Source organism: Kitasatospora sp. NPDC056138 (assembly GCF_042264695.1).
GTDB lineage: Bacteria > Actinomycetota > Actinomycetes > Streptomycetales > Streptomycetaceae > Kitasatospora.
This window is the reverse complement of record NZ_JBHJVK010000022.1, coordinates 23,527-49,798: the sequence shown is the minus strand read 5'-3', so window position 1 is coordinate 49,798 and position 26,272 is coordinate 23,527. Positions and strand designations below refer to the sequence as shown.

At 73.5% G+C, this 26,272-nt stretch carries 21 protein-coding genes; 10 read left to right on the top strand and 11 right to left on the bottom strand.

The window, feature by feature from the left end:
• Positions 1–176 precede the first annotated feature (176 nt).
• The 4 genes from ACFC1R_RS16190 to ACFC1R_RS16175 are packed head-to-tail and all read right to left on the bottom strand — an operon-like array spanning position 177 to position 4,650.
• The gene (locus ACFC1R_RS16190) at positions 177–971 is read right to left on the bottom strand and encodes a glycosyltransferase family 2 protein (RefSeq protein WP_375938932.1); all 795 of its coding nucleotides are present in this window, start codon (positions 969–971) and stop codon (positions 177–179) included.
• Complete coding sequence (locus ACFC1R_RS16185; protein WP_375938930.1) at positions 971–2,440, bottom strand: oligosaccharide flippase family protein; 1,470 nt, start codon at positions 2,438–2,440, stop codon at positions 971–973. Before ACFC1R_RS16185 ends, ACFC1R_RS16190 begins: the two co-directional genes overlap by 1 nt.
• On the bottom strand, positions 2,437–3,933 hold the full coding sequence (locus tag ACFC1R_RS16180) for an O-antigen ligase family protein (protein ID WP_375938928.1): 1,497 nt from the start codon (positions 3,931–3,933) through the stop codon (positions 2,437–2,439). The genes ACFC1R_RS16185 and ACFC1R_RS16180 overlap by 4 nt, the downstream gene beginning before the upstream one ends.
• Positions 3,934–3,939: 6 nt before the next feature.
• On the bottom strand, positions 3,940–4,650 hold the full coding sequence (locus tag ACFC1R_RS16175; protein ID WP_375938926.1) for a chain length determinant protein: 711 nt from the start codon (positions 4,648–4,650) through the stop codon (positions 3,940–3,942).
• A gap of 189 nt (positions 4,651–4,839) precedes the next feature.
• Here ACFC1R_RS16175 and ACFC1R_RS16170 point away from each other — a divergent pair, with 189 nt between their 5' ends.
• Together ACFC1R_RS16170 and ACFC1R_RS16165 are read left to right on the top strand one after the other, a co-directional pair.
• On the top strand, positions 4,840–5,484 hold the full coding sequence (locus tag ACFC1R_RS16170; protein ID WP_375938924.1) for a hypothetical protein: 645 nt from the start codon (positions 4,840–4,842) through the stop codon (positions 5,482–5,484).
• An 80-nt stretch (positions 5,485–5,564) separates the two neighbouring features.
• Positions 5,565–6,350 carry a WecB/TagA/CpsF family glycosyltransferase gene (locus tag ACFC1R_RS16165; protein WP_375938922.1) on the top strand — a complete coding sequence of 262 codons (786 nt, stop codon included), beginning with the start codon at positions 5,565–5,567 and terminating at the stop codon, positions 6,348–6,350.
• 260 nt (positions 6,351–6,610) lie between these two features.
• On the opposite strand, the gene ACFC1R_RS16160 is transcribed toward ACFC1R_RS16165, so the two are convergent.
• Positions 6,611–7,531 (bottom strand): helix-turn-helix transcriptional regulator, encoded by a 921-nt coding sequence (locus tag ACFC1R_RS16160; protein WP_375938920.1) that lies wholly within the window; start codon positions 7,529–7,531, stop codon positions 6,611–6,613.
• Positions 7,532–7,645: 114 nt separating this feature from the next.
• Here ACFC1R_RS16160 and ACFC1R_RS16155 point away from each other — a divergent pair, with 114 nt between their 5' ends.
• On the top strand, positions 7,646–9,223 hold the full coding sequence (locus tag ACFC1R_RS16155) for an MFS transporter (protein WP_375938918.1): 1,578 nt from the start codon (positions 7,646–7,648) through the stop codon (positions 9,221–9,223).
• 133 nt (positions 9,224–9,356) lie between these two features.
• Here ACFC1R_RS16155 and ACFC1R_RS16150 read toward each other — a convergent pair whose 3' ends face one another.
• Together ACFC1R_RS16150 and ACFC1R_RS16145 are read right to left on the bottom strand one after the other, a co-directional pair.
• Positions 9,357–11,198: a DUF4082 domain-containing protein gene (locus ACFC1R_RS16150; protein ID WP_375938916.1), complete on the bottom strand. Its 1,842-nt coding sequence runs from the start codon at positions 11,196–11,198 to the stop codon at positions 9,357–9,359.
• 25 nt (positions 11,199–11,223) lie between these two features.
• Complete coding sequence (locus ACFC1R_RS16145; RefSeq protein WP_375938914.1) at positions 11,224–12,534, bottom strand: glycosyltransferase; 1,311 nt, start codon at positions 12,532–12,534, stop codon at positions 11,224–11,226.
• A gap of 389 nt (positions 12,535–12,923) precedes the next feature.
• On the opposite strand from ACFC1R_RS16145, the gene ACFC1R_RS16140 reads away from it, so the two are divergent.
• Positions 12,924–16,421, top strand: coding sequence for a S8 family serine peptidase (locus ACFC1R_RS16140; RefSeq protein ID WP_375938912.1), 3,498 nt, complete (start codon positions 12,924–12,926; stop codon positions 16,419–16,421).
• Positions 16,422–16,681: 260 nt separating this feature from the next.
• Here the strand turns inward: ACFC1R_RS16140 and ACFC1R_RS16135 are convergent, their stop codons facing one another.
• The 4 genes from ACFC1R_RS16135 to ACFC1R_RS16120 all read right to left on the bottom strand — a co-directional run bounded on the left by ACFC1R_RS16135 (position 16,682) and on the right by ACFC1R_RS16120 (position 20,695).
• The gene (locus ACFC1R_RS16135; protein ID WP_375938910.1) at positions 16,682–17,215 is read right to left on the bottom strand and encodes a flavoprotein; all 534 of its coding nucleotides are present in this window, start codon (positions 17,213–17,215) and stop codon (positions 16,682–16,684) included.
• Positions 17,216–17,461: 246 nt separating this feature from the next.
• On the bottom strand, positions 17,462–18,853 hold the full coding sequence (locus ACFC1R_RS16130) for an ABC transporter substrate-binding protein (protein ID WP_375938908.1): 1,392 nt from the start codon (positions 18,851–18,853) through the stop codon (positions 17,462–17,464).
• 40 nt (positions 18,854–18,893) lie between these two features.
• Positions 18,894–19,772: a carbohydrate ABC transporter permease gene (locus ACFC1R_RS16125; RefSeq protein WP_375938906.1), complete on the bottom strand. Its 879-nt coding sequence runs from the start codon at positions 19,770–19,772 to the stop codon at positions 18,894–18,896.
• A complete protein-coding gene (locus tag ACFC1R_RS16120) occupies positions 19,769–20,695 on the bottom strand; it encodes a carbohydrate ABC transporter permease (RefSeq protein ID WP_375938904.1) in 927 nt (308 codons plus the stop codon). The genes ACFC1R_RS16125 and ACFC1R_RS16120 overlap by 4 nt, the downstream gene beginning before the upstream one ends.
• A 293-nt stretch (positions 20,696–20,988) precedes the next feature.
• Here ACFC1R_RS16120 and ACFC1R_RS16115 point away from each other — a divergent pair, with 293 nt between their 5' ends.
• The 6 genes from ACFC1R_RS16115 to ACFC1R_RS16090 all read left to right on the top strand — a co-directional run bounded on the left by ACFC1R_RS16115 (position 20,989) and on the right by ACFC1R_RS16090 (position 26,116).
• Positions 20,989–22,071: a hypothetical protein gene (locus ACFC1R_RS16115; protein ID WP_375938902.1), complete on the top strand. Its 1,083-nt coding sequence runs from the start codon at positions 20,989–20,991 to the stop codon at positions 22,069–22,071.
• Positions 22,072–22,247: 176 nt separating this feature from the next.
• Positions 22,248–23,087 carry a sensor histidine kinase gene (locus ACFC1R_RS16110; RefSeq protein WP_375938900.1) on the top strand — a complete coding sequence of 280 codons (840 nt, stop codon included), beginning with the start codon at positions 22,248–22,250 and terminating at the stop codon, positions 23,085–23,087.
• Positions 23,084–23,911 carry a response regulator gene (locus ACFC1R_RS16105; protein WP_375938898.1) on the top strand — a complete coding sequence of 276 codons (828 nt, stop codon included), beginning with the start codon at positions 23,084–23,086 and terminating at the stop codon, positions 23,909–23,911. Before ACFC1R_RS16110 ends, ACFC1R_RS16105 begins: the two co-directional genes overlap by 4 nt.
• A gap of 129 nt (positions 23,912–24,040) precedes the next feature.
• The gene (gene ccmA / locus ACFC1R_RS16100) at positions 24,041–24,967 is read left to right on the top strand and encodes a heme ABC exporter ATP-binding protein CcmA (RefSeq protein WP_375938896.1); all 927 of its coding nucleotides are present in this window, start codon (positions 24,041–24,043) and stop codon (positions 24,965–24,967) included.
• Entirely contained in the window at positions 24,954–25,787 is an 834-nt protein-coding gene (locus ACFC1R_RS16095; protein ID WP_375938894.1) for a hypothetical protein, read from the top strand. Before ccmA ends, ACFC1R_RS16095 begins: the two co-directional genes overlap by 14 nt.
• An 11-nt stretch (positions 25,788–25,798) precedes the next feature.
• Positions 25,799–26,116 carry a hypothetical protein gene (locus ACFC1R_RS16090; RefSeq protein WP_375938892.1) on the top strand — a complete coding sequence of 106 codons (318 nt, stop codon included), beginning with the start codon at positions 25,799–25,801 and terminating at the stop codon, positions 26,114–26,116.
• Positions 26,117–26,272: the final 156 nt, after the last annotated feature.

Below are 26,272 nucleotides of genomic sequence, written 5' to 3'. Positions count from 1 at the left end.
TATTGGGCCTGCGCCCCCCGGCGGGGCGTCGGGCCGCGGGGCGGGCCGGGGGTCCCCCCCGGGCTCGGCGCCGGCCGCGGCCGACCGTCCCCCCTCACCGCTGTCGGTGACCTCGGCGCCGACCAGGATCAGGGTCCGGCCGTTCCGGAGCCCGCAGCCCCGGGGTGCCCGGCGGGTCAGTGCTCGGACCAGCTGGACCAGTAGCTGTCCGGGTTGACCAGGTAGCGCACGGTCGGCACGGGCAGGTGTTCGACCCGACGGGTGCGGCTGTACCGGAACACCAACTCCCAGTCCTCGCGCGGGATCACCTGCGGCGGCCGGCGGAGCCGGCTGAACCGCAGCGCGCGGGTGCGCCGGGCCACCACCGCGTTGGTGTCCAGAAAGCCCTCCTCGGCCGCCCGCCGCCGGTCGAAGGGCACGGACAGCACGTCCATCTCGGTGCCGTCCGGCCGCAGCCGCCGCAGCGCCGTGTAGACGGCGTCCGGGCCGCCGGGAGCGCTCAACGCCTCGACGGCGCGCTCCAGGTGGTCGGGCTCCCACTCGTTGTCGTCGTCCAGGAAGGCGACGTACCGGGACGAGCTGAGCCGGATCCCGACGTTGCGCACCACGCCCGCCACCGCCACGTTCCGGGCCAGGCTCACCGCGAACAGCCGGGGATCGTCGGGCAGTTCGGGCAGTCCGGCGCCGTCGTCCACCACGATCACCACCTGCTCCCGGACGGTCTGGGCCAGCGCCGCGTCCACCGCCCGCCGCAGGCCCTCGGGACGCCGGTAGGTCGGGATCACCGTCGCCACCAGCGCGGACGGGCGCCGGCCGAGCTCCGCGGCGAGCCGCCGGACCTCGGCGTCCTCCCGGCGGCGCAGCCCGAGGGCCGTCCAGCTCAGCACCACCTTGTTGCGGGCCTCCATCAGCCGCAGAAAGCCGAAACGCTCGCGCAGCAGCCGCTTGGCCCCTCGCAGCAGCGGTCCCATCACCGTTCCCCCTCCGCAGCCAGCACTCGTTCCCCGCGCGGCTCGACCGCCACCGCCGCCTCACCGCTCCGCAGCAGCCGCCGCATCGGCAGCACCACCGGTACGTACACCGCCAGCGCGGCCGCGCCCGCCGCGAACATCCCCCACCTCGTCCCGCCCGACCAGTGGTCGACCAGCAGCGAGACGGCCGCCATCAGCAGCCCGCCGACGAACGGCCGGGCGCAGGCCCGCAGTACGACCGCGCCGCTCACCCCGGCCCGCCGCACCGCCCACCCGAAGGCCGGTGCCACCAGCAGCGCGGCCACCACCAGGTGCCCGGCCCCGACGCCGGTGATGCCCCACCGGTCGGCGCCGACCAGCAGCGCCGGGACCAGCGCCGCCAGCCACCACCCCTGGACGGCGATCAGCGAGCTGCGCCGGCCCGCCGCCGCCAGGCAGTCGTACGCCAACTCGTAGGCGATCCGCAGCAGTCCGAGCAGTGCCAGGAAGCGCAGTGCCCCGGCGGCGGGGGCCCAGCGGTCGCCGTAGATGGTCTCCACGGCGGGTTCGGCCAGGGTCGCGAGCAGGACGCACGGCGGTACGGCGGCGGCCATCAGGACACCGAGCCCCCGGCCGAAGGCGTCCGCCAGTGCTTCCCGGGAGTCGGCCACCCGGGAGAAGCCCGCGAAGGAGATCCGCCGGGCGGCCTCGGAGATGCTGCGGACCGGCCAGCTGGAGACGTTGAAGGCGAGTTGGTAGAAGCCGAGGGCGACCGGGCCGAGCAGGGCGCCGGTCACCACCGAGTCCACGTTGAGCATGGCGAGGACCAGCAGGCTGGCCCCGGCGAGCGGCAGGCCGAAGGAGACCAGTGCGCGGGCCTCGGCGGTGCTCCACCCCGGGCGCAGCACGCCGGGTACCGCGATCGCGCAGCCGGCCAGCGCGCACAGGTTGCCCGCCAGCGCGCCCCAGGCGAAGCTCATCGCCCCGGCGCCGGTGTAGGCGAGGGCGAGCGTGGTGCCGGTGGTGACCAGGAAGTTGAGCAGGTCGAGGACCATCCGGGCGCCCTGCCGGAACTCGCGGGCGATCACCTGGTTGGGCACGCAGGCCAGGCCGTCGATCACCACGGAGAAGCAGAGCACCCGCAGCACGGCCGTCGCGTCGGGCGAGCCGAGCGCCCGTGCGGTGGCCGGGGCGGCGACGAACAGCAGCCCGTACAGCGCGGTGCTGGAGAGCACCGAGAGGGTGACGACGGTCGGGGCGAACTCCTTGACGTCCCGCTCCCAGCGGATGATCGCCAGACTGACGCCCATCTCGTTGGCGGAGAGCAGCACCCCGAGCGCGACCATGCCGGTGGCGTAGAGCCCCCACTCGCGCGGGCCGAGCAGGGTGCGGGCCAGCACCACACCGGCCGCGAAGTTGCCGATCCGGATGACCACGGTGTTCAGCAGGCTGAGCCGGGCCCCCGCCCGGACCTTGGCGCCGAGGCTCACCGGGCCGCCCCCACGGCGGCGCCGGGCACGGCCGCCGCACCCGGCGCGGGGCCGGCCCAGGCGGCGGCGGGTGGCGCCGGGTGGCGGAGGCTGCCGAGCAGACTGCCGCTCGACCCCAGCAGCAGGAAGAACATGCCCGCGAACATCGGGAATCCCAGGGAGTCGAAGGTGGCACTGCTGACCAGCGCGACCGCGGCGGCGGCGACGAAGCACTGGGCGAGTTCACGGGTCGGCTCGTCCCCGGCCAGCCGGCGGGCGGCGCCGCCGCAGTGCAGCCCGGTGAGGAAGAGCAGCAGCAGCGCGGCGATCCCGAAGAAACCCATCTCGGCGGCGGTCAGCAGGTACATGTTGTCGGTGAAGAAGTAGAGCTCGGGCAGGAAGGTGCCCATGCCGTGGCCGACCCACGGCGAGTCCTGCATGTACTCCCAGATCTTGGCGTAGTCGCCGGTCCTGGCCTGGGTGCTGCTGTCGGTGTTGCTGAAGAAGGAGCTGAACAGCCCGGTCAGCGTGGACAGCAGCCCCGGTACGGCGGCCCCGAGCCCGAGCACGCCGAAGCCGACCGTGCCCAGGACGTACCCGCGCCGCTGCGGCCGCCAGGCGGGCAGCATGGCCAGCAGGGCGACGCCGACACCGATGATCCCGGTCCGGGAGACCGACAGCGGCAGCGCGCCGCCGATCAGGAACACCGGCAGCCAGCGGCGCAGCCGGCCCCGGTGGTAGCGGGCCGGGTCGAAGGCCTGCTGCACGGCGAACGGCAGCAGCATCGCCAGCATCCCGCTGAACTCCAGCGGATGGCCGGTCGTCCCGCGCGGCCGGGTGAACGCGCCCCGGCTCATCGTCTCGAAGCCGGCGGCGCTCGACTGCAGACCCGGGATGTGCAGCGAGGAGGCGATGTTGGTGTGGGTGAGGAAGTCGTACCAGCCGAGCAGGGCGACGATGCTCGCGCACACCACCAGCCGCCGCAGCAGGATCTCCAGCCGGGCCCGGCTCCTGATCCCGGAGGAGGAGACCACCACCAGGCCGGTCCACACCAGCAGTGCGATCAGGCCGCGATCGGCACCCTGCATCTCCTTGGTGATGGCGGGTCGCCCGGCACAGGCGATGTAGGCGAGCAGCACCGCGACGCCGAACACCACCATCGCGATCCGCGGGGCGTGGGTGCCCCTGGCGGGGACGATGCGCTCGGTCAGCCAGGCGGCGAGGTACCAGAGCAGCCCGAGCAGCGCGACGACGTTCGCCGGGGTGCCGACGCCGCCCATGCCCGGCAGCACCAGGTTGGACGGGATGAACATGGCCAGCAGTACGTACCCGGTGAGCACGGTGACCGCGTCCATCCCGTAGGCGCCGCGCGGGCCTTGCGGTGCGGGCGAGTTCGCCGCGGGGCCGTGCCTCCCGGGGGCGCTCCTCCCGGAGACGCTCCTTTCGGGCGTCTTCGTTCCGGGCGTGGTGGTGGCCGACGGCTCCGGGGGAGCAGTCGCGTCCAGCTCGGTCACCGGCCGCTACCTTCCGACGGACAGGGACGGTTCGGTCTGCGGATCCTGGGCGGGCTCCTCGCCGGCGCCCGCCCCGGGCCCGGCACCGCGCCGCGCGGCGGCGGAACGGCGCCGCTGCAGCACGCCCGCCAGGTTCTCGGCGACGAAGGCGGACAGGAAGGCCACCGCCAGACCGCCCATCGCGATCAGTGCCACGGACTGCAGCTTGCTCTTCGTCTGGGCCTGCGGGGCCTGCGGCGGGATGATCACCGTCGAGGCGATCTGCGACCCGGCCGGTGCCTTCTGCTCGGTCTGGATCGCCTTGAGCTGCTCGGCGGCGTAGCCGTTGAGCACCACGATCGACTTCTTGACCTGCACCGGGTCCGATCCGGTGACCGTCAGGGTCAGGAACGGGCCCATCGCGTTGTCCGCCAGCTTGACCGAGTACTCCCCGGTCAGGCCGCGGTCCTTGAGCGCCTTGGCCGAGTCGTCCGAGGCCAGCCGGCGTCCGAGGAAGTCCGCGGTGACGGTCAGGGCCTGACTGAAGCTCAGGAACGGGTTCCCGTTGTTCGGTGCCTGCGCGGCGACGTCCGGCGAGTTCAACAGTGAGATCGAGCACTGGGACTGATAGGTCGTCGGCAGTACGGCGTTGGCCACCGCGGACAGTGCCATCGTGATCAGCACGATCGGCAGCGTGACGTACCAGCGTTTGCGGATCACTCGAAGGACCTCGCGCATGTCCAACATTACTCCCCCTGGGGCCGTGGCTGGCCCCAGTGTCGCAGTCGCCTCGGCCTGCGCCGAGCTGGCTGTCAAGACACCCCCGCACGAGGGTAGTTGGAACGGGAATTCGGCGGAGGACAATCCCTGAACTCCCGCAATCCTGTTCGGTGCGGTGAGAGGATGGCCGACGGGGTGGGGTGAGGGATGTCCTTCCGTGAGGTTGTGCGCGCGCTGCTGCGGCGCTGGTACGTACTGCTGTTGGTGGCGGCGCTGTCGCTCGGCGGTGCGGTGGTGGTGGCGAAACCGGAGACGTCCTACCGGTCGGCCGCCGTGGTGCGGGTCAAACCGCCCGAGACGCCGCAGGACCCGACCGGGATGACCGACTTCCGGCCGTCGTTGGCGATCATCGGGGCGGCCGTGGTCACCGTGCTGAAGAGCCCCTCGGGCACCGCGGAGCTCCACCGGGCCGGGGTGAGCGGCGACTTCGACCTCGCCCCGCGCAACACCGGCACCACCAAGACCGAGGCGTACGTCGTCCCGACCGTGGAGGTCAGCGTGCGCGGTGCGGACCCGAACGAGACCAACCGCGAAGTCGGCATCCTGGTGGAGCACTTCGAGACCGAACTGCAGAAGCTGCAGAACGGACTGAACGTGCCGAGGCAGCGCTACATCACCAGCGACCAGCTGGTGCCGCCCACCGCGCTGCCCGTCCTGGGCGTCAAGAGCCGCGGGCTGGTCGGGGTGGCCGCGCTCGGCACGCTGCTCGGGGTCGCCGCGGCGCTCTGGACGGACGAGTACGCACGGACGCGGGTCCGACGACGGCGCCGGGCCGTGGCCGTCCCCGCCTAGCCACCCGTCCAACAGGGCGATTCTGTCGAGGACTTCGGGCCGCGCGCGGTGAACCGTGCGGCTCTTCAGGGAACGGAGAGATGACGTTGGCGGACCAGGGCGTGCTGCGGATGCGGCTCGGTGGCACACCGGCCGACGCCTGCTCACTGGCGTGGCTCACCGGGCGGGTGGCGGAGCGGCTCGGCGGCCGGGGCGGGCGTCCACTGGTGGTGGCCTCCACCAACCTCGACCACCTGCACCACTTCGGCCGCTCCGGCGCCCACGCCGGTCTGGTCGAGCGGGCCGAGTCCACCGCCGACTGGCTGGTCCTGCTCGACGGCATGCCGCTGGTCTGGCGCGCACAGCGGCTCACCGGCCGCCGCTGGGACCGCCTCACCGGCGCGGACCTGCTGCCCGACCTGCTCGCGGTCGCCGAGCGCACCGGCGCCCGGGTGGGCTTCCTCGGCGGCCGCACCGAGACCCACCGCCTGCTCGCCGACCGGATCGCCCAGCGCTGGCCGGAGCTGACCGTGGCCGGCTACTGGGCACCCGAACGCGCCCGACTCACCGCCCCGGGCGGCGCGGCCGACCTCGCCGACCAGGTCAAGCGCGCGGAGGTGGACCTCCTGGTCGTCGGCCTCGGCAAACCCCGCCAGGAGACCTGGCTCGCCGCCCACGCCGAGAGCAGCGGCATCCGGGTCGGCCTGGCCGTCGGCGCCGCGGCCGACTTCCTGGCCGGTGTGGTCGACCGGGCCCCCGACTTCTGGCGCGACAACGGCCTGGAGTGGCTCTACCGCCTCCTCCTCGAACCCCGTCGCCTCGCCCGCCGCTACCTCCTCCAGGGCCCCCGCGCCGCGCTGCGGCTGCTGCTCCACTCCGGACGCTGACCCGCGGCCACCCGTCGGCCGCCGCGGCACCGCCGGCGGTCGGCCGCATCGCGGGCCCGCACCGATGCGTGCGGCTCGGGCCGGCGTCCGGGGGCGAGCACGTGGTGCCCGGCCCTGCGCGGAAGCCGGGCGGTTGCGGCTCCGATGCCCGCCCCCGTCGGTGACGACGACAACTCGACGGCCCGTCGGGGACGTTGGGCCTTCGAAGTGGTCACCTGCGGGCCGGGTGGTGGGCCGGGCGGACGGGTGGGCTGCCGGGGTTAGCTCTGTCCGGGGCTTCCTCCGGTGCGAGTGCGGGAGGCTGCGCCCGGGGCGGTGAGGCTGCCGAGGAGGTTCAGTGCCTCCTCGGCCGGACTTCCCGGCGGCGCCGTGTAGATGACGAGGAGCAGGTGCGCGGCTCCGGGAGCCCGGAAGGTCTCGTAGTGGAGGGTCACGTCCCCGACCGCGGGGTGCCGGAAGCGCTTGGGCCCCTGGGTCTTCTCGTGTACGTGGTGGCTGGCCCACAGCTTCCGGAAGGCCGGGCTGCCCAGCGACAGTTCGCCGACCAGGCGGACGAGTTCGGGATCGTGCGGTCGCCGGCCCGCGGCCATCCGCAGCATGCCCACCGTGGTGCGGGCGGCCTCGTCCCAGTCCTGGTGGACCTCGGGGGCGTGCGGGTCCAGGAATATCCGTCGCGCCATGTTCCGTTCCCGGGGCGGCAGGCTGGGGAAGTCGGCCATCAGTGCGGCGGCCAGCCGGTTCCAGGCCAGGACGTCGTTGCGGTCGTTCATGATCACGGCCGGGGTGGTCGGGATGGCCTCCACCACCCGGCGCAGCCCCGAGCGCACGCTCTCGCCCCGGCCGCCGCCCGTCGCCCCGGCTGCAGCGGCCGCAGCGGTCGTGGCGGACCGGCGGGGCGGCCGGGCCAGGTCGTACAGGTGCGCACGTTCGGCGGACCCCAGTCGAAGGGCCCGGCCCAGTGCGTCGAGCACCTCGTCGGAGGGCCGGTCGGCCCGGCCCTGCTCCAGGCGCACGTAGTAGTCGGTGCTGAGCCCGACCAGCTCGGCGACCTCCTCCCGGCGCAGGCCGGGCACCCGACGGCGCCCGGTCGGGGGAAGGCCGACCTCGGCGGGAGAGACCAGGGCCCGCCTGGTCCGCAGGTAGTCGCCGAGGTTGCCGGCGATCATGTTCGTGTCGGCCATGCGTCCCAGTATGGGGACCGATGGTCCGGGTGCGGTGGGCCGAGGGTGGCCCTGTCGTTCCCAGGGAACCGCGGCCCCTTCATCCGGCCGCCGTGCCCACGAAGGATCGGGGGCATGCCCACTCCCTCCTCCCTCGACGCCTCCCGACGCCCGGAGCCGTCCACCGCGCCGCCCCCGGCCCGATCCGCGGCCGAAGCCACAGCCACAGCCGCAGGCGCGGACGGCGACGGGGCGGGCTTTCGGCTCACGGTCGCCGCGGTCGCGTCGGCGAGTGCGATGCTGCCGTTCTCCATCACCGGGGCCGCGGTGGCGCTGCCCGGCATGGCGGCGCACCTCGGCTCCTCGGTGGGCGCCGCCCAGTGGATGCTCAACGCCTTCAACGTCACCTTCTCCGCCCTGCCGCTGGCGGCCGGTGGCCTGGCCGACCGGTTCGGCCGGCGCCGGATCCTGCTGGTCGGCATCGCGCTGGTCGGCACCATGTCCCTGCTGGTCGCGCTGGCTCCGTCGATGGCCCTGGCCGACGCCGCGCGGGCGGTCCAGGGCTGCGGGGCCGCGGCCGTGCTGGCCGCCGGTGCGGCCGTGCTGGCCCAGGCCACCTCGGGGCGGCGTCGGCAGCTGGCCTTCGGGATCCTCGGCGCGTCCTTCGGCTCCGGCCTGGCGCTCGGCCCGCCGGTCGCCGGGGCACTGGTCGAAGGTGTCGGCTGGCGGTCGGTGTTCCTCCTGGTCGCGGCGATGTCCGGGCTCGCGTGGCTGTGCGCCACCCGGGCGCCGGAGTCCCGCAACCCCGCCAGGCCCGCCCTCGACCTGCTCGGGCTGTCCACCTTCACCGCCGGACTCGCCTGCCTGTCCTTCGCGTTCGTCCGGGCCGCCGACGCCGGGTGGACCGCACCGGGCACGCTGGCTCTCCTGGTCGCCGCGTCGGCCCTGGTCGTACTCTTCGCGGTGGCGGAGATCGGGCTGGCCGACCGGGCGATGTTCGACGTCCGGCTGTTCCGGCGGCCCGACTTCCTCGCCGTGCTCTGCCAGCCCTTCACGGTCACGCTGGGCTTCGTGATCCTGCTGATCTACCTGCCCTGCTACCTCCAGGGAGTCGGTGACCGCTCCACCTCGGCCAGCGGTCTGCTCCTGCTGCCGCTGACGGCACCCGTGCTGGTCCTGCCGCTGCTCGCCGGCCGGCTCGCCGCGCGCACCTCGGTGCGGACCGTCCTGACCGGGGCCTCCGCCCTGATCGCCGTGGGAGCGCTGCTGCTGACGACCCTGCGCGCCGACGGATCGTGGCCGGCCCTCGCCCTGCCGCTGCTGCCCTTCGGTGCCGGTGTGGGCCTCGCCTTCGGGGTCATGGACAACGCGGCCGTCAGCACCGTCCCGGTGGAGAACGCCGGAGCCGCCGCGGGGATCTTCAACACGATGCGGATCACCGGTGAGTCCGTCGCGGTCGCCGGGGCCGCCGCCCTGCTCACCACCCTCACCGCGGCCCGCCTGCACCACAGCGGTCTGCCCGCCGACGCCGCCGCCCGGATCGCCGGACAGGCCGTTCAGGGCCAGCCGGCCGCAGCGCACCGGGCTGCCCTGACGGCCGGCCTCACCGGCGCCTTCCACACCCTCGGCATCGCCCTCGCGGTGCTGTCCGCCCTGGGGGCCGTCCTCACCCACCTCGCCCTCGCACCCCGTCGCGACCACGCGCGCAGGTGAGCGCCGACGGCTGCCACCACCCGGTCCCGGCAAGGGGGTTCACCGGCCCGGTGGCACCGGCCGGGCCGGTTCGGGACAGGCCGGACGGTTCCCCGGCGGCACCGCGTCCACCACCGCCGAGGGCCGCACCCGGCTAGCCGCCCAGGGTGTAGACGTGCGGCTGGTAGGCGTCGAAGTGGTCGGTGAAGGTGCCGTCGGTGGTGGTGAGGGTGCGGCCGTCGTCGGTGCGGACCTTTCCGGTCCAGTGGTCGGGAAGGGTGAAGGTGGCCGTGGCGGGGCCGCCGCCGGGGAGTTCGGGGGTGTCGGTGGCCACGGCGAGGACGGCGGTGCGACCACCGGCCGTACGCAGGGTGGCGGTGACGGGCGCGCCCTGGGTGGTGACCCCGACCAGGACGGGTGGGGCGTTCCAGTACGGGGCGTACGCCTGGGCGTCCGCGTTCACCGTCCTCATCGCGGCCGCCGAGGCGGCGTCCCGCAGGCACGCGTCCACCTGCTGGCCCTGCGCGACGAAGGAGTGGCAGAACCAGCTCAGCCCGGTCGCCCCGTTGACCAGCGCGGCCCAGGCCGCGGCCCGTACCTGTGCGGGGGACGCGGCCTTCGCACCCGACGGGGTGAGCGAGGCGCCCTGCATCTGCACCGGGGTCTCCAGGAACACCCAGACCGGCTTGCCCGGGGCCAGCTTCCGGGCCCGGGCCGCGGTCGCCGCGTAGACCCGGACTCCCTTGCTGCGAGCGGGCGATGACGGGTCGGTGAGGCCGTAGAAGTCGACCGAGACGATGTCGGCGGAGGCGGTGTAGGCCGCGAAGTCGGTCGGGCAGCCGGGGCTCCGGGCCCCGCCCGCCACACCGCTGCCGAAGTTCACCAGCACCGGCCGGGTGGCGTCCTGCCCGTGCAGGCTGGCGGCGAAGTCGCCGAGCTTTCCGGGCGGCATGCAGCCCGCGCCCGTCGCGGTGCCGTCGGGGACGTTCATGTCCGGTTCGTCCGCGAGCTGGTACCCGGCCAGTGCGCCCCCGCCCAGCCGGGCGGCCCGGGCGGCCAGTGGGAGGTCGGCGGTGCCACAGGCCCAGGCGGAGGCGCCGGCCGGACCGCCCGGGGTCGGGTCGCAGGCCTGCCCCCCGGCGACGACCGCCAGCTTGGCGGCGGCGGCCGCCGCCACCTGTCCGTGGTCCTCCTCGGGCCAGTCCCAGAGCCCCACCAGCGTGTTGACCCCGAGCGCGGCGAAGGCGTGGGCCTCGTCGGACCCGTTCAGCGGGGTGGTCGGGTCCTGCATCCACACGCCCACGGGCAGCCTCGCCGGGTCCTTCCACCGTGCGGTCGCGGGCCACTTGGACCAGTACCCGGGGGTGAAGGCGCCCGGGACGTGCGAGGCCGACTCGGTGGGGGAGAAGGACACGTCGACGTAGTAATCGGTGTTCTCGTGCGACTGCGCGGGGAAGGCCAGCGTGCCGCCCCCGGCGAAGCCGCCGCCGACCGCCGTCAGCGGGCCCGAGCCGGTGGTGACCGGCCCGCCGTCGAAGGCGTTCGGAGCCGCCGCGTAGTGCCCGGACGGCGCCAGGTACCCGGCGGTGTAGGTGGTACCCGCGGCGATCCGCACCGGCTGGGCGAACTTCGCCTGCTGCCAGCCGACGTCGGACTCGCCGGTGAAGGCGACCCGGGCCAGCTGCCGTCCCTGGGCGTCCCAGAGCGCGCCGACGTGCGTACCCGTGTTGCCGGGGCCCTTGTAGAAGCGGACACCGGTCACCAGGCCGGGGAGCGTGGAGGTGAAGCGGACCCCGAGGGTGGTGGGAGCCGGGTCCGCGAAGGAGGTGTCGGCCGGTTCGGCGGCACCGAACATCGTGGTGCTCGGGCCGACCGGACGGCCGGGGCCCGGCGGCGCGGGGGCGGGCTCGCCGCCGCCGGTGCAGGCCGGAAGAGTGCTCAGGACCAGGCCCAGCAGCATCGCCAGGACGGCCCGGGACCGCGGGCGGGTGTGCACGCTGATCTCCTCGCTCGGTGTGCGATCAGCCGGCCGTCGGCGCCTGGGCCTGTGCCGCCGACGCCTGGGCGCCCGCCGTCGGCCCCTGCGCGCGGGCCTTCGGCCCCTCGACCAGGTCGAGCAGCTCGCCCGCCCGCGCCGCCCAGGAGTCCGCCGCCACGGCGGCCCGTCGGCGCCGCGCAGCCGCTGCCGCGTCGACACCGTCCGCCGAAGCCGAAGCCGAAGCCGAAGCCGAAGCCGAAGCCGAAGCCGAAGCCGAAGCCGAAGCCGCCAGCGCCGCCCCGACCGCCTCGCCGAACTCCTCCGCCGATCCGGCCACGGCGATCTGCTCGCTGTAGCGCCGCACCTCGGGGAAGTCGGTGCTCACCACCGGCAGCCCCAGGGCCAGGTACTCCTTGAGCTTGATCGGGTTGCAGTGCCGCACCCAGTCGTTGTCCAGCCACGGCATCAGCGCGACATCGAACCCCCGTCCGTAGGAGGGGATTTCGGCGTACGGGCGGAAGCCCAGGTGGTGCACGTTCGGCAGCGCGGTCAGTGCGCCGAGGTCGGTGGTGGTGTCGCCGATCAGGACCAGCTGGGCCTGCGGGTGCTCCTTGGCGACCCGGGCGAGCAGGTCGAAGTCGACCACGAAGTCGTCCAGCGCGCCGAAGAACCCGATCCTGGGCCGCGCGATCGCCGCCAGATCGGCGGGTTCCGCACTCCCCTCGGCGGCGAAGTGCTCCAGGTCCACCCCGTGGTCCAGGAACACCGCCCGGTCACCGGTGAGTTCCCGCTCGGCGGCCATCAACTCACCGCTGACGTAGAGCACATGGTCGGCGGTCGCCATCAGCCGCCGCTCCAGGACCTCCACCGACGCCGTGTCGGCCTCGGGGAACGCCGAGTGCCGGTCCGAGCGGTTGTAGACCAGGGTGCGGTGCGGCAGGTGCTCGACCACGTCGGCGGCGGTCGGGATGGTCGCCACGCACACGTCCGTGGACATCCGCAGGCTGCGCGCCGCCAGCCGTACCTGCAGCGCGATCAGCCGGGCGTTCAGCGCGCGGGCCGTCCGGCTCCCGTAGAACGGCAGCAGTACCGGAGTCATCACCGCGAAGCCGGGCAGGCCCGGCACCGGGCGCTGCACCTTGCGGGCCATGCTCCGGGCCTTGCGCAGGATCCGCCGCAGCGGCTGCGAACTCCGGCCGGGCAGCGGCATCCGCATCGCGATGCTGTTGACGAAGAGCACCGGACGCCGCTCCGCCAGTTTCAGCATCAACTGGACGTCGGAGTGCGCCCGATTGTGGTACCACCAGTCCTGTGCCGCGAAGCACACGTACCCTGCGCGTCCGGCAGAAGCCACGCCCCAACCCCCCACGATCGGAATCCCGCTCTCAGCCCCCGCGCCAGGCTAGCCGACCCGCTCCGTCCCGGTGGGCCGGAGCGGCTTTCCTGCCGCTTGATCCGTTTTTGTCGCTCCGTCAGATGGTGCAACCGGGCGATGGCCGCCGGGAAAATTTTGCGGCTGCGCACTCCCTTCCGACACGCCGGGCCCGAACTGCGGACTTGACCGGCCCTTGGGCATTCCTGCGGTGCGTCCGCCTGCTGGTGCGCCCGCGAACCCCCTTGTCCCGGGGTCCGTCCATGCGCTGGAATGCGGGCCTGTCGGGACGGGTGTTCCAGGATCGTGCATGCGTCCGACCTCGTGCGCGTGCTCCGAACACGGCTCCTGACATCGCATCAGATGAAGGGATGTTCATGATCCGTCGGCACAAGCCGCAGGCGGCAGCGGTCACCCTCACCGCCGCTTCCATGGTGCTGGCTTTCGGGGCCACCGCCTGGAGCTCGCCACTTCCCTCCCCGTCCGGGACCGTCGCAGCCGCCGACAGCGGCGCCCCGGCCCCGGTGATCGTGATCCTCAAGGACCAGCTGCCGAGCGCGCCGGCCGACTCCGGACACCTGACCCAGCGCAAGCAGCAGGCCGCCTCCACGCAGGCGCCGCTGCTGGCCAGGGTCAGGGCCGAGGGCGGCAGCAACATCAAGAGCTTCGTGGTCGGCAACGCCTTCTCGGCGACCGTGAGCCCGGCGCTGCGGGCGGCGCTCGCGGCGAACCCGGCGGTCGCCTCGGTGGTCGACGACCAGAAGGTCACGGTCGCCCCGCCGAGCCCGGTCACGCCGGCCGAGGCCAAGGGCGCCACGGGGGCCAAGGCCCCGAAGAGCGCCGCCGCCCCGAACGCGGCCGCAGGCAAGGCCCCGGCCGGTGCGGGGGCCCCGGGCGCGATCTGCCCGAGCGACCCGTCCAAGCCGCTGCTGGAGCCCGAGGCGCTGTACTCCACCCACGTGGAGGGCACCAAGGACGCGCCGGGCGCGCACGAGATCGCGGACGGGAAGGGCGTCAAGGTCGCGTACATCGCCGACGGCCTCGACCCCGACCACCCCGACTTCATCCGGCCGGACGGCTCGCACGCCGTGGTCGACCACCAGGACTTCTCCGGCGAGGGCTGGGACGCGCCGAGCGGCGCGGCCGAGGCCTTCGGCGACGCCTCGGCGATGATCGCCCAGGGGCGGCAGAGCTACGACCTGTCGAAGTTCGTCAACCCGAGCCACCCGCTGCCGGCCGGCTGCACCATCCGGATCCAGGGCATGTCACCGGGCGCCTCGCTGGTCGCACTGAAGGCCGGTGGTGAGACCTTCCCCAACTCCGCGATCCTGCAGTCGATCGACTACGCGGTCTCGGTGGCGCACGTCGACGTGCTGAACGAGTCGTTCGGCAGCAACGTGACGCCGGACAGCAGCGCCCACGACACCGTCTCGCTCTTCAACGACCAGGCCGTCGCGGCCGGGGTGACGGTCACGGTGTCCAGCGGTGACGCGGGCATCAACGGCACCATCGGTTCCCCGTCGACCGACTCCAAGGTGATCTCGGTCGGTGCCTCCACCGACAACCAGTCCTACCTGCAGACCGGTTACGCCGCCGCGCAGTTCTCCAACGGCACCTGGTCGAACAACCGGATCTCCGCGCTCTCCTCGGGCGGCATCACCCAGGGCGGCCGGACGGTGGACCTGGTGGCCCCGGGCGAGTCGGACTGGGCCCTGTGCGGACCCGACACCGACAAGTACACCGAGTGCAGCGACTACAACGGCGCCGGCAGCTCGATCCAGTCCTTCGGCGGGACCAGCCAGTCCGCGCCGCTGACCGCCGGTGCGGCGGCCGACGTGATCCAGGCGTACCGGGACTCCCACCGGGGCGCCTCCCCGACGCCCGCCCTGGTCAAGGCCTTCCTCACCGGCACCGCCAGCGACCTCGGCCTGCCCGCCCAGGAGCAGGGCGCCGGCCTGCTGAACGTCCGTGCCGCCGTCGAGGCCGCCCGCGGCTACCACAGCCCGGACGGTGCCAAGGGCAGCTCCACGGTCGCCGTCACCACCGGCCAGATCGACCTGACCGGCCGCGCGGGCTCGACCCGCACCGCGGACGTCGACGTGGTCAACACCGGCAGCACCCCGCAGACCGTCAGCGCGGCCACCCGGACCTTCGCCCCGCTGTCCGCCACGCAGCGGACCGTGCCGCTGAACTCCGCCACCGACCCGACCTTCAGCTACGCCACCAACGGCGCCACCTGGGTGCACCACGACGTCACCTTCACCGTCCCGTCCGGCGCCGACCGGCTGGCGGCGTCGATAGCGTGGCCCGGCGCCGCGCAGAAGTCCGGCAGCAACACGGTGACCCCGGTGGTCCGGATGACGCTGCTCGACCCGTCCGGACGGTTGGAGACCAACACCCGCCCGCAGGGCGGACCGGTCTCGGCCAACTTCGGCATCGTGGACGTCCCGCACCCGGTCGCCGGGGAGTGGAAGGCGGTCCTCTACACCCCCGCCGGCAGCAACGGCTTCACCGGCAACGTCCAGCTGGACACCTCGTTCCAGCGGGCGGTCCCGGCCGGCGGCGTGAGCCCGCAGGTCACCACGCTGGCGCCGGGGCAGAGCAGGACCCTGCACGTCCAGCTGACCACGCCCACCACCAGCGGTGACGAATCCCAGTCCGTCACCGTCTCCAGCTCGAACGGCCACACCACCAGCGTGCCGGTCATCCTGCGCAGCCTGGTCGACCTGAACGGCACCACCGGCGGGTTCACCGGCACCATCACCGGCGGCAACGCCCGCAGCTACTCGCCCGCGCAGAGCTTCACCTACGCGTTCGACGTCCCGAAGGGCCACCGTGACCTGCGGGTCGGTCTGACCCTCGGCGGGGACCCGAACGTGTTGGTCCAGGGCGTCCTGATCAGCCCGAACGGCACCCCGATCGACGTCGAGAGCAACGCGCTGCTCGCCCCGGACGGGACGGTGACCGGCAAGGCCGCCGGCCTGTCGGTGACCACCCTCGACCCGGCTCCCGGCCGCTGGCGGTTCGCCCTGGTGGTCGTCAACCCGGTCAGCGGGTCGGAGCTCAGCCAGCCGTTCACCGGCACCATCGGCCTCGACCGGAACCGCGCGAGCGCCACCGGGCTGCCCAACGACACCAGGACCGAGCTCGCCGCGGGCAAGCCCGGCACGGTGACGGTCACCTACACCAACAACACCGCCGCCACCCAGGTGGTCCAGGCCGACGGCCGGCTCGACAAGAAGGCCGATCTGCCGCTGGTGCCGCAGGCCGCCTCCGGGACGGTCGCACTGCCGCTCACCCCGACCTCCCAGGTCCCCGGCTTCCTGATCCCGCCAGGCACCGACCGGCTGACCGCGGTGGCCGCCTCCAGCGTCGCCGCACAGCTGGAGATCAGCGCACCGACCGGTTCGCCCGACCTGTTCGGCGACCTGAAGAAGGCCCAGAACGGCTCGACCATCTCGGTCGCCCGGAGCGTGGGCACGGCCGCCCAGCCGATAGTCCCGGGCTTCTGGAGCACCTACGTCCAGCAGATCGGCCCGTTCCCGAACTCCGGCGCACCGGCAGGCAGCTCCACCGTCACCGCGACCGCGCACACCCTGGCGTTCGACCCGGCGATCAGCTCCAGCACCGGCGACCCGTACGCCCTCGCGGTGAACGCGAACGCCCCGGCGACCACCCCGGTCACCGTCAAGCCGGGCGCCACCGGCACCATCCAGGTCACCGTCACCCCGACCGCCCCCAGGGGCAGCACCGTCTCGGGCATCCTCTACCTGGTCACCGCCCCGACCACGGTGGCCACCGCCAACAACTCCGTCGCCACCACCGGCTCGGTCCTGGCGGCGCTCCCCTACAGCTACACCGTCAACTGACACGGCAACACCGCTCCGCACCGAGGCTGTCCCCGATCCGGGGGCAGCCTCGGCTGCTCGCGGCGGTGCGACACCGCCGCCGTGCCGTCAGCGTGCAGCCGTGGCCGCCCTCCTCGGCCGGGTCGACGGCCTCGGACGCGGCCCGCTCGTCGATGTGGGCCGGCAGCGGGTGGTGCTCCCGTCCAAGAGCCGTTCACGGCCCGCCCGGTCAGCACGGCCCGCCCGGTCAGCACGGCCACGCGTCCGGGGCACCCGGGAGGTCACGCCGGTGGCCATCCGCGCAGCACCGGGCGGAGCAGGTCCAGGACGCAGGTCCAGCGGTACTCCCCGTCGGCGTCGTCCGGATCGAAGTCCCCGATCAGCACGCCCATCGAGCGCAGCCGGGCCAGGCTCTCCCGGTACGCGGGGTGGGCCGCCTGGGCGGCGCCGAGGAACGGCTGGACGGCGGTGGGCACCCTGAGCCCGTACGCCTCGCAGAGGATGCCGAGGGCGAGGGTGTCCGAGATGCCGGCCGCCCACTTGTTGACGGTGTTGAAGGTGGCGGGCACGACCGCGATGGCGTCGGGCGGCGGCAGCGGCTTCGGTTCGCCGGGCAGGCGCCAGGCGGACCGGACGGGGTAGCCGGTCTGCGTCTCGACGGCCTCCCGGTCGATGAAGCCGAGCGCCTGGGGGGTGGCCACCACGCCGACCTCCCAACCCTCGTGCTGCGCGACGGAGATGAGCCCGCCCACGCCGCCCGCGATGCCCGAGGCACAGACGACGACGTAGAGGAAGGGCCGGTGCTGCTCGGTCATCCTGGACTCCCAACTGCGGCCGGGGGGACGGAACACCGGCGTTCCGCCCGGCGGACCCGGGCTCTTCGCGGACCGTGACCCGCGCCGGTGCCCCTGCCCGGTCCGCCCGCCCAGTCTGCCCGGCCGGCGGCCGGGTGCGTCGCGCGGCCCCGGGGCGGGTGCCCGGCGCAGGGGGCCGTGGTCCCCGGGCCCGCGGGGTTCCTGCCGCGCAGGTCCGGGGCCCGGGTCCACGCGGGCGGGTTGGGCTCAGCCGACCGAGGCGTTGTAGCTGTCGATGGCCGGCTGGAGGTCCTTCGCGGCGTCGGCGAGGGCCTGCTGGGCGGTCTTGGCGCCGCTGACGGTCTGCTCGACGGCGGTCTCGACGCCCTTGCGGGCCTGGGGCATCACGCCGAGCAGGCAGCCGGCGGTGGCGGGGGTGGGCTTGGTGGCGTGCAGTTCGTCGATGGCGGTCTGGAACTGCGGGTACCTGGCCAGCCACTCCTTGTCCTTGGGGTCGTCCAGGGCCTTGCGGTTGACCGGGAAGTAGCCGGTGCCGGTGTGCCAGGCGGCCTGCTGGGCGGGCTCGGACAGGAACTTGACGAACTCCCAAGAGGCGCGCTGCTCGGCTGCCGAGTGCCCGGGGCCGTCGATCCACAGCGAGGCGCCGCCGATCGCGGGCCCGCCCTGGTCGTTGGCGGTGAGCCTGGGGTAGGGGGCGGTGGCGACGGTGAACTTGGCGGCCTCGGTGTAGCCGCGCAGCACGCCGGTGGACTCCAGGTGCATCGCGACCTTTCCGGCCTTGAAGGCGGCCTGGGCGTCCGCCGGTACCCGCCCGGTGTTGGCCGCGTACCCGCCCTTCACCAGGTCGGCCCACCACTGGACGGCCTGCGCGCCCTGGGCGGAGTCGAAGAGCACCTTGCCGGCCTTCCGGGTGCGGCCGTTGTCCTGGTCGCAGTAGAGGGTGCCGGACTCGGCGATCAGCTCCTCCACGAACCAGCCGTAGACGGCCGCGCCGAAGCCGTACCGCACGGTCTGGCCGCTCGCGTCCTTCTTGGTCAGCTTCTTGGCCGCCTCGCCGAGTTCGGCCAGGGTCCGAGGCGGCGCGGCCGGGTCGAGGCCGGCCTCCCGGAACGCGTCGGCGTCGAGGTAGAGCAGCGGCATCGAGGAGTTGAACGGCATCGAGGCGAGCTTGCCGCCGACCGTGTAGTAGTTGCGGATGTTGGGCTCGATGTCGTCCAGCGCGTACGAGTCCTTGTCCGCGAACGCCTGGGCCGGGACGGTCTGCCTGGAGTCGATCATGAACCGGGTGCCGATGTCGTAGACCTGCACCAGCGAGGGCGTGGCCTTCTGCTGCACCGACGCCTTGTACTTGGCGACGACGTCGTCGTAGCTGCCCTGGAACAGCGGCTTGACCTCGATCTTCCCCTGGTGGGCCGCGTTGAAGGCGTTCACCAGCGAGGTCAGCGCGGTCGCGTTCTGGCCGGTCATCGCATGCCAGAAGGTGACGGTGGTGACGCCCTGCGCCTGGTCCAGGGCCTGCGGTCCGGGCGCGGCGGCGTCCGCCGACGACCCGGGGCCGGAGGAGGAGGAACTGCAGGCGGTGAGGGTGAGGCCGGCCGCGGCCAGCACGGCGGCCAGTCTGAGGCTCCACTTGCTCATGGGTGACTCCCTTTCGAACGGACGGGGTCCGGGCGGAGGTTCAGCGGACCGCGCCGGCGGTCAGCCCGCGGACGATGAAGCGCTGGCCGAACACCACCAGCGCGAGGGTCGGCAGCAGCGAGAGGACGACCCCGGCGAGGATCAGCCCGGGGTCCGCGCGCTCGGCGTCCCGCAGACTCGCCAGCCCGATCTGCAGGGTCTGCATCCGGGCGGTGCGGGTGATGATCAGCGGCCAGAAGTACTGGTTCCACGCGGAGAGGAAGACGTAGATCGCGATCGCCGCCAGCGAGGGCCGGTTCAGCGGGACCAGGATCCGCCACAGGAACCGCCAGTGCCCGGCACCGTCGATCCGTGCGGCGTCCCGCAGTTCGGCCGGGAACTGCCGGAACGACTGCCGCAGCATGAACGTCCCGAAGCCCGAGGCCAGGAACGGCAGGACCAGCCCGAAGTACGTGTTGCCGAGCCCCCAACCCGACAGCGTCAGGTAGTTGGGGATGATCACGGCCTCCCACGGCACCATCAGCGTCGCCAGGAAGACCGCGAAGACCGCCGCCCGCCACCGCAGCGGCAGGAAGACGAAGGCGTAGGCGGCCAGGATCGAGGTGAGCAGCTGCGCCAGCGTGATCGCGCCGGCGGTGACGGCCGAGTTGAGGTACTGCCGCCCCAGCGGGATCGCCTCGACGGCACCGGTGAAGTTCCGTCCGGTGACCGAGTGCGGCAGCAGGGCCGGCGGGTAGGAGGACAGGTCGGACGGCCCCATGACCGCCCCGGCGAAGGCGTAGTACACCGGGAAGGCGACGGTGACCACGGCCGCGCCCAGCAACGCGTACACGGCCAGGTGTCCGAACAACTCCCTCGTGCGGAAGGCGCCTTCGGGTATCGCGCGGGTTTCGGTGAGGGTGTACCGGGTGGCGCTCACGCGTAGTGCACCTTCCGCTCCAGGACGCCGAACTGGACGCCCGCACAGGCGAGTACCACCACCAGCAGCACCACCGCCTGGGCGCTCGCGGTGCCGAAGTCGCTCGACCCGTACGCGAAGGCCTTCTCGTAGACCGAGTAGACGAGGGTGCGGGTCGCGCCGTCCGGACCGCCCTGGGTGAGGATGTGGATCTGGCCGAAGCTCTGCAGGGCGTTGATGGTGGAGACCACGACCAGGAAGAACAGGTGCGGACCGAGCAGCGGGACGGTGATGCTGCGGGCCAGCCGCCAGCCCGCCGCGCCGTCCAGCCTGGCCGCCTCGACGGTCTCCTGCGGTATCGAGCCGACCCCGGCGGAGAGCACCAGCACGTTGTAGCCGAGGTTCATCCACACCGTGGCGGCGCACACCGACAGCAGCGCGTACCGCTGGTCGGTGAGCCAGCCCACCGGCCCGGCGCCGAACTGGGACAGCAGGCCGTTCAGCACCCCGATGGCGGGGTTGAAGAAGACCGAGAACACCACCGAGGCACTGGCCACCGAGAACGCGAACGGCAGCGCGAACGCGGACCGGAGCCAGCGCACGCCCCGCACCCGGCTCTCCAGCAGCAGCACCAGGCCGAGCGCGCCGAACACCCCCGGCCCCACGGTCAGCAGCACGAACAGCACCGTGGTGACCAGCGTCTTGTGGAACTCGGCGGAGGCCAGCAGGTCGGTGTAGTGCCGCATCCCGACATACCGGGACGGTGCGCCGAACAGGTCGTTGCCGTGGGTGCTCAGATACAGCGTCCGGCCCAGCGGATAGCCGATGAACAGCGCGAAGACCGCCAGCGAGGGCAGCAGGAAGGCCCAGGCGAGGGTGCGTTCACCCCAGTCGCGCCTGCTGCGCCCGCCGTTCGGCGTCGGTTGGGGCGTCGGTCCGGGCATAGGGCGTCCACCTCTCCTTGCAGTGCGCTCGGCCGAAACCGTGTCGCGCTCGAACGGCGCGGCGGCCACTGCGGGATGGCCGCCGGGTGGCGTCCGATTTACGTGTTCGCATCAGACCCAGCCGACCCCGATCCCTACCCACCCAAAACGCACCCCACCACTCCACTTCCGCCGGGCGGAGCGGGGGTTCGGGGGTGTTCGCCGGTGACGAAAGGGGACGAACCCAGCGAGTGTGCCCGGAAGGGGCGCCGGGCTGAAGACGCCCACCGGGTGGGACGAGAGAGGATCGCGGTATGACGATCACTCCGCAATTGGTGGCGAAGTACCCGCTCCCGGACCGGGAGCACGCTTCGACGTCCATCGACCTCTCCGGGCCGCTGCCCCGCCTGTGGGTCAGGACCGCCGACTCGCTGCGCCTCCACGAGCTGGGCGAACGGGCGGTGCCGGGCGCCGAGTTCCCGTCCCCGTCAGCCGCCCCGAGCGCGCGGGAGTGGGTGGCCCCCGATCTGTCGTTCGCGGTCTTCGCGGTCGACGGGGCGTACGTCGCGGTCGGCCGGGACGGCAGGCGGCTGTGGGAGCAGCAGTACGGCGGCTGGGCGGTGGAGCGGTGGGGCTATGTCGACTTCTCGACCGTCGGGGCCCGCCCGGCCGAAGGCTCCGGCGGAGAGCTGCGGATCTGGCTGCGGCTCCCCTCGGGGCTGCCCGGCAGCACCCTGATCCTCACCCTGGACGCCGAGGGGACGGTCCTGGCGCGGAGCATGATCCCCTGCGGCGGCTACGAACGGTTCGTCAGCCTGTACTGGGGGGAGGGCGGCGAGGTCGTCGGCGTGCGGGTCTCGGACGACGGACCCGGCGCCACGGATCACCACGCCCGGTGGGAGTCCGGCCGCATCGTCCTGGGCCGGCCGATGGCCGGTCCGGGTGAACGGCTCCAGCGCGACCGCGACCTCCTGGACGTCGACCCGCACGCCGCCCTGTGCATGAGCCGGGACCGGCGCGGAAGGGACGTCAGCTGGCACCGCCTCCCGTCGTACGAGCGCACCGCCACGCTGAGCCTGGCCGACTTCCCGGCCCCCGGCACCGACGACTGCTCGGTCCACGACGCCCCGTGGATATCCGGGTGGGGCGGGTTCGTGGACGCCGGGACGGCGATGGTGACCCTGCACAACTCCTACGACGAAGCCCGGGTGCTGCGGTTCGGTGAGGACGTCTGGCAGGAGCACAGCCACTGGCTCGCCGACCCGGTCACCGGCACCCTGCACGGCCGGATCGAGTACCCGATGCGGGACGTCGACAGCGCGGCGCTGCTCGGGGACGGCACCTGGACGACCACCGAGTGGGACGCCCTCTACCGCTGGCGCGCTCCGCGGCCCTGACGCACCGTCCGGGCGGGCCGTGGGCCCCGGACATCGGACGTCGGGCGTCGGGCATCCGGCCTCGGGTGCCGGCCAGGTCATCCCGGGGATGTAGCGGGCTGGACCCGGGGGAGGATGCGGAAGGTGGTCCGCGCCTGCCAGAGTGTCCCCCCGTGTGGATATCCGGGACGGGCTGGTTGGTCGTCACTTCGGCGGCGGCATGGCCGGTCGCCGGGTGGCTGGGTGCGGCGTTGCTGCGGGCCCGGCGCCTGCATCGCAAGGCGCTGGAGGAGCGGGGCTGGCTGCTCGAACGGGAGCGTGAGAGCGCGGCCCGGAGCGCGGTCGACGGCGAGCGGGCCAGGATCGCCCAGGAACTGCACGACATCGTCAGCCACAACGTGAGTGTGATGGTGATCCAGACCGGGGCCGCCCGCGAGGTCCTGGACACGATGCCCGACGAGGCCGCCGCCGCGCTGCAGGCCGTCGAGGGCGCCGGACGGGACGCGATGACCGAACTCCGGCACCTGCTCGGCCTGCTCGCGCCGGCGCAGGACGGCGTGGACGAGGCAGACCTGTCGCCGCAGCCGGGCCTGGACCGGCTGAGCGCGCTGGTCGACCGGATCGCGTTCGCGGGCCTGCCGGTGGAGGTGCGGATCTCCGGGGAGCCCCGCCCGCTCCCGCCGGGGATCGATCTGACCGCGTACCGGATCGTGCAGGAGGCACTGACCAACGCGCTCAAGCACGGTGACGGGGTGAAGGCCGAGGTGACGGTGCGGTACGCGGAGCACTACCTGCGGGTCGAGGTGCTGAACAGCGGGCCGAGCGTGCTGTCCGGTGACCGGCCGGACGGCGGCCCCGGCGACCGGCCCGCGCCCGCGAAGCAGGCCCGGCAGTCCCCGGAGCGGAGCGACGGCGCGGGGCGCGGACTGCTCGGGCTCAGGGAGCGGGTCGCCGTCTACGGCGGCGATCTGGACGCCCGGAGGCGACTCGGTGGTGGGTACCGGGTCCGGGCACGCATACCCTTGGACCGGCCATGACGATTCCAGAACCGACCGCGACCGATCCGCGGCTGCCCGGGACCACCGCCGACCGCCACCGCGCACCGCGTGCGCGGGCCGACGCCGACGGCGGCCCGGCCGCCACCGAGCCCGCACCCCGTGTCCTCATCGCCGACGACCAGACCCTGGTCCGCACCGGCTTCCGCATGATCCTCACGGCGCGCGGCATCGATGTCGTCGGCGAGGTCTCCGACGGGGTCGAGGCGGTGGCGGCGGCGCGGCTGCTCCGGCCCGACGTCATCCTGATGGACATCCGGATGCCCAACATGGACGGCCTGGAGGCCGCCCGGCAGGTCCTGGAGGAGAACCCGGACTGCCGGGTGATCATGCTGACCACCTTCGACCTCGACCGCTACGTCTACGCCGCCCTGGCCGTCGGGGCGAGCGGCTTCCTGCTGAAGGACGTCACCGCCGCGCACCTCGCCGCCGCCGTCCGCCTGGTCGACACCGGGGACGCCCTGCTGGCTCCCTCGATCACCCGGCGGCTGGTCGAGCGCTTCGCCACCGAGGGGGCCGGAGCCGCCGCCGGCGGGAACGGCCGCGCCGGGGAGCAGCGGCCCGACCGGACCCCGGCCGTCCACCGCGACCTCACCGTACTGACGCCCCGGGAGCTCGAAGTCCTGACCCTGATGGGACGCGGCCTCTCCAACACCGAACTGGCCCGCGAACTGACCCTCAGCGAGGCCACCGTGAAGACCCATGTGGCCCGGATATTCGCCAAGCTCGCCCTCCGGGACCGGGCCCAGGCGGTCGTCCTGGCCTACGAGACGGGACTGGTCTCGGCGGGCGACTCCGATGCTTAGCGCCCGGCCGCGCCCGGCCGCGCCCCGTCGCGTCCCGCCGTCGGCCCGGCCTGCTCGGGTCGGCAGAACTGTCGTCCTCTTCACCCCCTTGATCAATTGACGATCCGTCAGAAGTGCTAGATTGAAAACGTGTTCGAACTGGCAGTGGAAGGCGTCTGTGCGGGGTACCGGGGGAAGACGGTCGTCCGGGACATCAGCCTGGAGTTCGGCGCGGGAGTCCACATCCTGCTCGGGCCGAACGGCTCGGGAAAGACGACGACCTTCCGGGTGCTGGCAGGGATCCTGACCCCGATGCGGGGGAGGGTCCTGGTCGACGGCAGGGACGTGCACGCCGAGGTGGACGCCAAATCGCTGATCGGCCTGGCCACCCACCGGTCGGCGCTCGCGCCCAGACTGAGCGTGGTCGACAACCTGCGCTACTGGGCCCGCGTCCTGGGCCTGCCGCCGGGCCCGGCGGAGCAGCGGATCGCCGAGGTGCTGGCGCTGCTCCGGCTGGAGAAGCTCGCCGACCAGCGGATCGGCAGCCTCAGCCGGGGCCAGAACCAGCGGGTCGGCCTGGCCAAGGCGTTCCTCGGCCGTCCCCCGATCCTGCTCCTGGACGAGCCGATGTCCGGCCTCGACCCGACCGCGGCCGAGCAGCTCACCGACCACCTGCGGGCGTTGGCCGACGACGGGCACACCGTCGTGGCCTCCACCCACGCCCTGGTCGAGGCGCACCGGCTGGCCGACGACGTGACCGTCCTGCACGGCGGCCGGATCGTCGGCCGCGGCGAACCGGCCGCACTGCGCACCGCCCTGATCGGCAGCGCCTACCGCCTGCAGATCCGCGGCTCGGACGACCTGCCGGCCGCCCTGGAGCGGCTCGGCCACCGCTGCGAGCGGCAGCGGCAGGGCACGGTCGTGGTCGAGGTGGCCGACGAACGGGCCGCCCAGGCACTGGTGACACAGCTGGTCGGCGCGGGCGTCGGCGTGCACGAGGTGGCGCCCGTGCGGAACCCGCTGGAAGACGTCTACCGGCAGCTGCAGACGGAAGGTGCGAACGATGGCGCGGCGTAGTCTGCTGCCGGACCCGGCCCGGTCACGCGTCCTGGCCGGTGCGCTGCTCTGGCGGATGCGCCGGGAGCGGCTGCGCAACCTGGCCACCGTCTTCCTCCCCTTCGTCCTGACGATCGCGTCCACCGTCGTCCTGCCGCTGGTCTCCGACGACCGAGGGGTCAACGGCGCCGCCGACAGCGCCCGGCTCGGCCTGCAGTACGGTGCCACCGGCGACACGATCGCCGCCGGGCTGCTGCTGGTACTGGTTCCCGGCGTCCTCGCCATGCACGGCACGGTCGGCGCCGGCCTCGCCGTCCGGAACGTGATCGGCGCCGAGGCCGGGGTCGGCGCGCTGGAGGCGATGCTCGCCGCGCCCTACAATCCCGCCGACATCGCGGGCGGACTGCTCGGCTACGTCCTCGTCGTCACCACCGTCCAGTGGGCGGTGATGAGCGCGATCGGCGCGGCGGCCATGGTGATCGCCACCCGGCTCCACCACGACAGCCTCGCGCCGACCGGCGGCTACCTGGCGCTGGCCCTCGGGCTGCCGCTGCTGGCGTCCTGGGCGGGCGCGGCCCTGGCCATGCTGCTCAACCTGCTCTTCCCGAAGCTGGCCCAGCCGGGGCAGGGCGGCCTGGCCGGCAACGGCGGCGGACTGGTGACCGTCGTCGCCCTGCTGCCCGGATTCGGCGTCCTGCTGGCCCTGGCGCTCGGCCTGACCGAACTCGGGCCGGTCAGGCTGCTGCTGATCGCGGGCGGCGCCACCGTCCTGATCACCGTGGGCAGTCTGGCGGGAATCGCCCGGGGATTCCGGCCGGAATCGGTACTCGGCTCGTCCTGATGAGGAATGCCATGGATTCGACAACGGTCGGACTGCTGGTCGACATACGGCCCTTCCCCGGCATGCTGCTCTTCCACCGCGCCTTCACCAGGCCGCTGGTGGACGTCGACGGCGTCGAGACCCCGGCACTCTGGGGCGGCGTCACGCGGATCCCGGTCTCTCCGGGGCCGCACGACCTGGCGGTGTACTTCCGCTACCGCTTCCAGAAGAAGGCCCGACTGGCCATCGGTCACGCCGAGCTGACCGCCGACGAGGCGGTGCCCGAGCTCCCGGTGGAGGTGCGGCTCGGACCCTTCAACCACAGCCACTTCCGGGTCACGGTCGGCTGAGCCCGTCCGGCGTACGCTCCCCCGTGATGGCGGCCGGGGCGCCTCCGGCCGCACCGCGCCTTCCGCGCAGCTCCGGACGGCCCTCGGGCGCATCGGCGCCGCGAGCCGCCGGGACCACGCCACACGGCCCGGTCGCGGAGGCGGCCCGGACCGAAC

Excerpts from the sequence above, each read along its gene's own strand:
- ACFC1R_RS16165 (WP_375938922.1), top strand. The coding sequence starts at position 5,565 with ATGACGTTGGCGGACCAGGGCGTGCTGCGGATGCGGCTCGGTGGCACA.
- ACFC1R_RS16115 (WP_375938902.1), top strand. The coding sequence starts at position 20,989 with ATGACGATCACTCCGCAATTGGTGGCGAAGTACCCGCTCCCGGACCGG.
- ACFC1R_RS16160 (WP_375938920.1), bottom strand. The coding sequence starts at position 7,531 with ATGGCCGACACGAACATGATCGCCGGCAACCTCGGCGACTACCTGCGG.
- ACFC1R_RS16105 (WP_375938898.1), top strand. The coding sequence starts at position 23,084 with ATGACGATTCCAGAACCGACCGCGACCGATCCGCGGCTGCCCGGGACC.
- ACFC1R_RS16170 (WP_375938924.1), top strand. The coding sequence starts at position 4,840 with ATGTCCTTCCGTGAGGTTGTGCGCGCGCTGCTGCGGCGCTGGTACGTA.
- ACFC1R_RS16140 (WP_375938912.1), top strand. The coding sequence starts at position 12,924 with ATGTTCATGATCCGTCGGCACAAGCCGCAGGCGGCAGCGGTCACCCTC.
- ACFC1R_RS16090 (WP_375938892.1), top strand. The coding sequence starts at position 25,799 with ATGGATTCGACAACGGTCGGACTGCTGGTCGACATACGGCCCTTCCCC.
- ACFC1R_RS16175 (WP_375938926.1), bottom strand. The coding sequence starts at position 4,650 with ATGCGCGAGGTCCTTCGAGTGATCCGCAAACGCTGGTACGTCACGCTG.
- ACFC1R_RS16120 (WP_375938904.1), bottom strand. The coding sequence starts at position 20,695 with ATGCCCGGACCGACGCCCCAACCGACGCCGAACGGCGGGCGCAGCAGG.
- ACFC1R_RS16130 (WP_375938908.1), bottom strand. The coding sequence starts at position 18,853 with ATGAGCAAGTGGAGCCTCAGACTGGCCGCCGTGCTGGCCGCGGCCGGC.
- ACFC1R_RS16135 (WP_375938910.1), bottom strand. The coding sequence starts at position 17,215 with ATGACCGAGCAGCACCGGCCCTTCCTCTACGTCGTCGTCTGTGCCTCG.
- ACFC1R_RS16190 (WP_375938932.1), bottom strand. The coding sequence starts at position 971 with ATGGGACCGCTGCTGCGAGGGGCCAAGCGGCTGCTGCGCGAGCGTTTC.
- ACFC1R_RS16155 (WP_375938918.1), top strand. The coding sequence starts at position 7,646 with ATGCCCACTCCCTCCTCCCTCGACGCCTCCCGACGCCCGGAGCCGTCC.
- ACFC1R_RS16095 (WP_375938894.1), top strand. The coding sequence starts at position 24,954 with ATGGCGCGGCGTAGTCTGCTGCCGGACCCGGCCCGGTCACGCGTCCTG.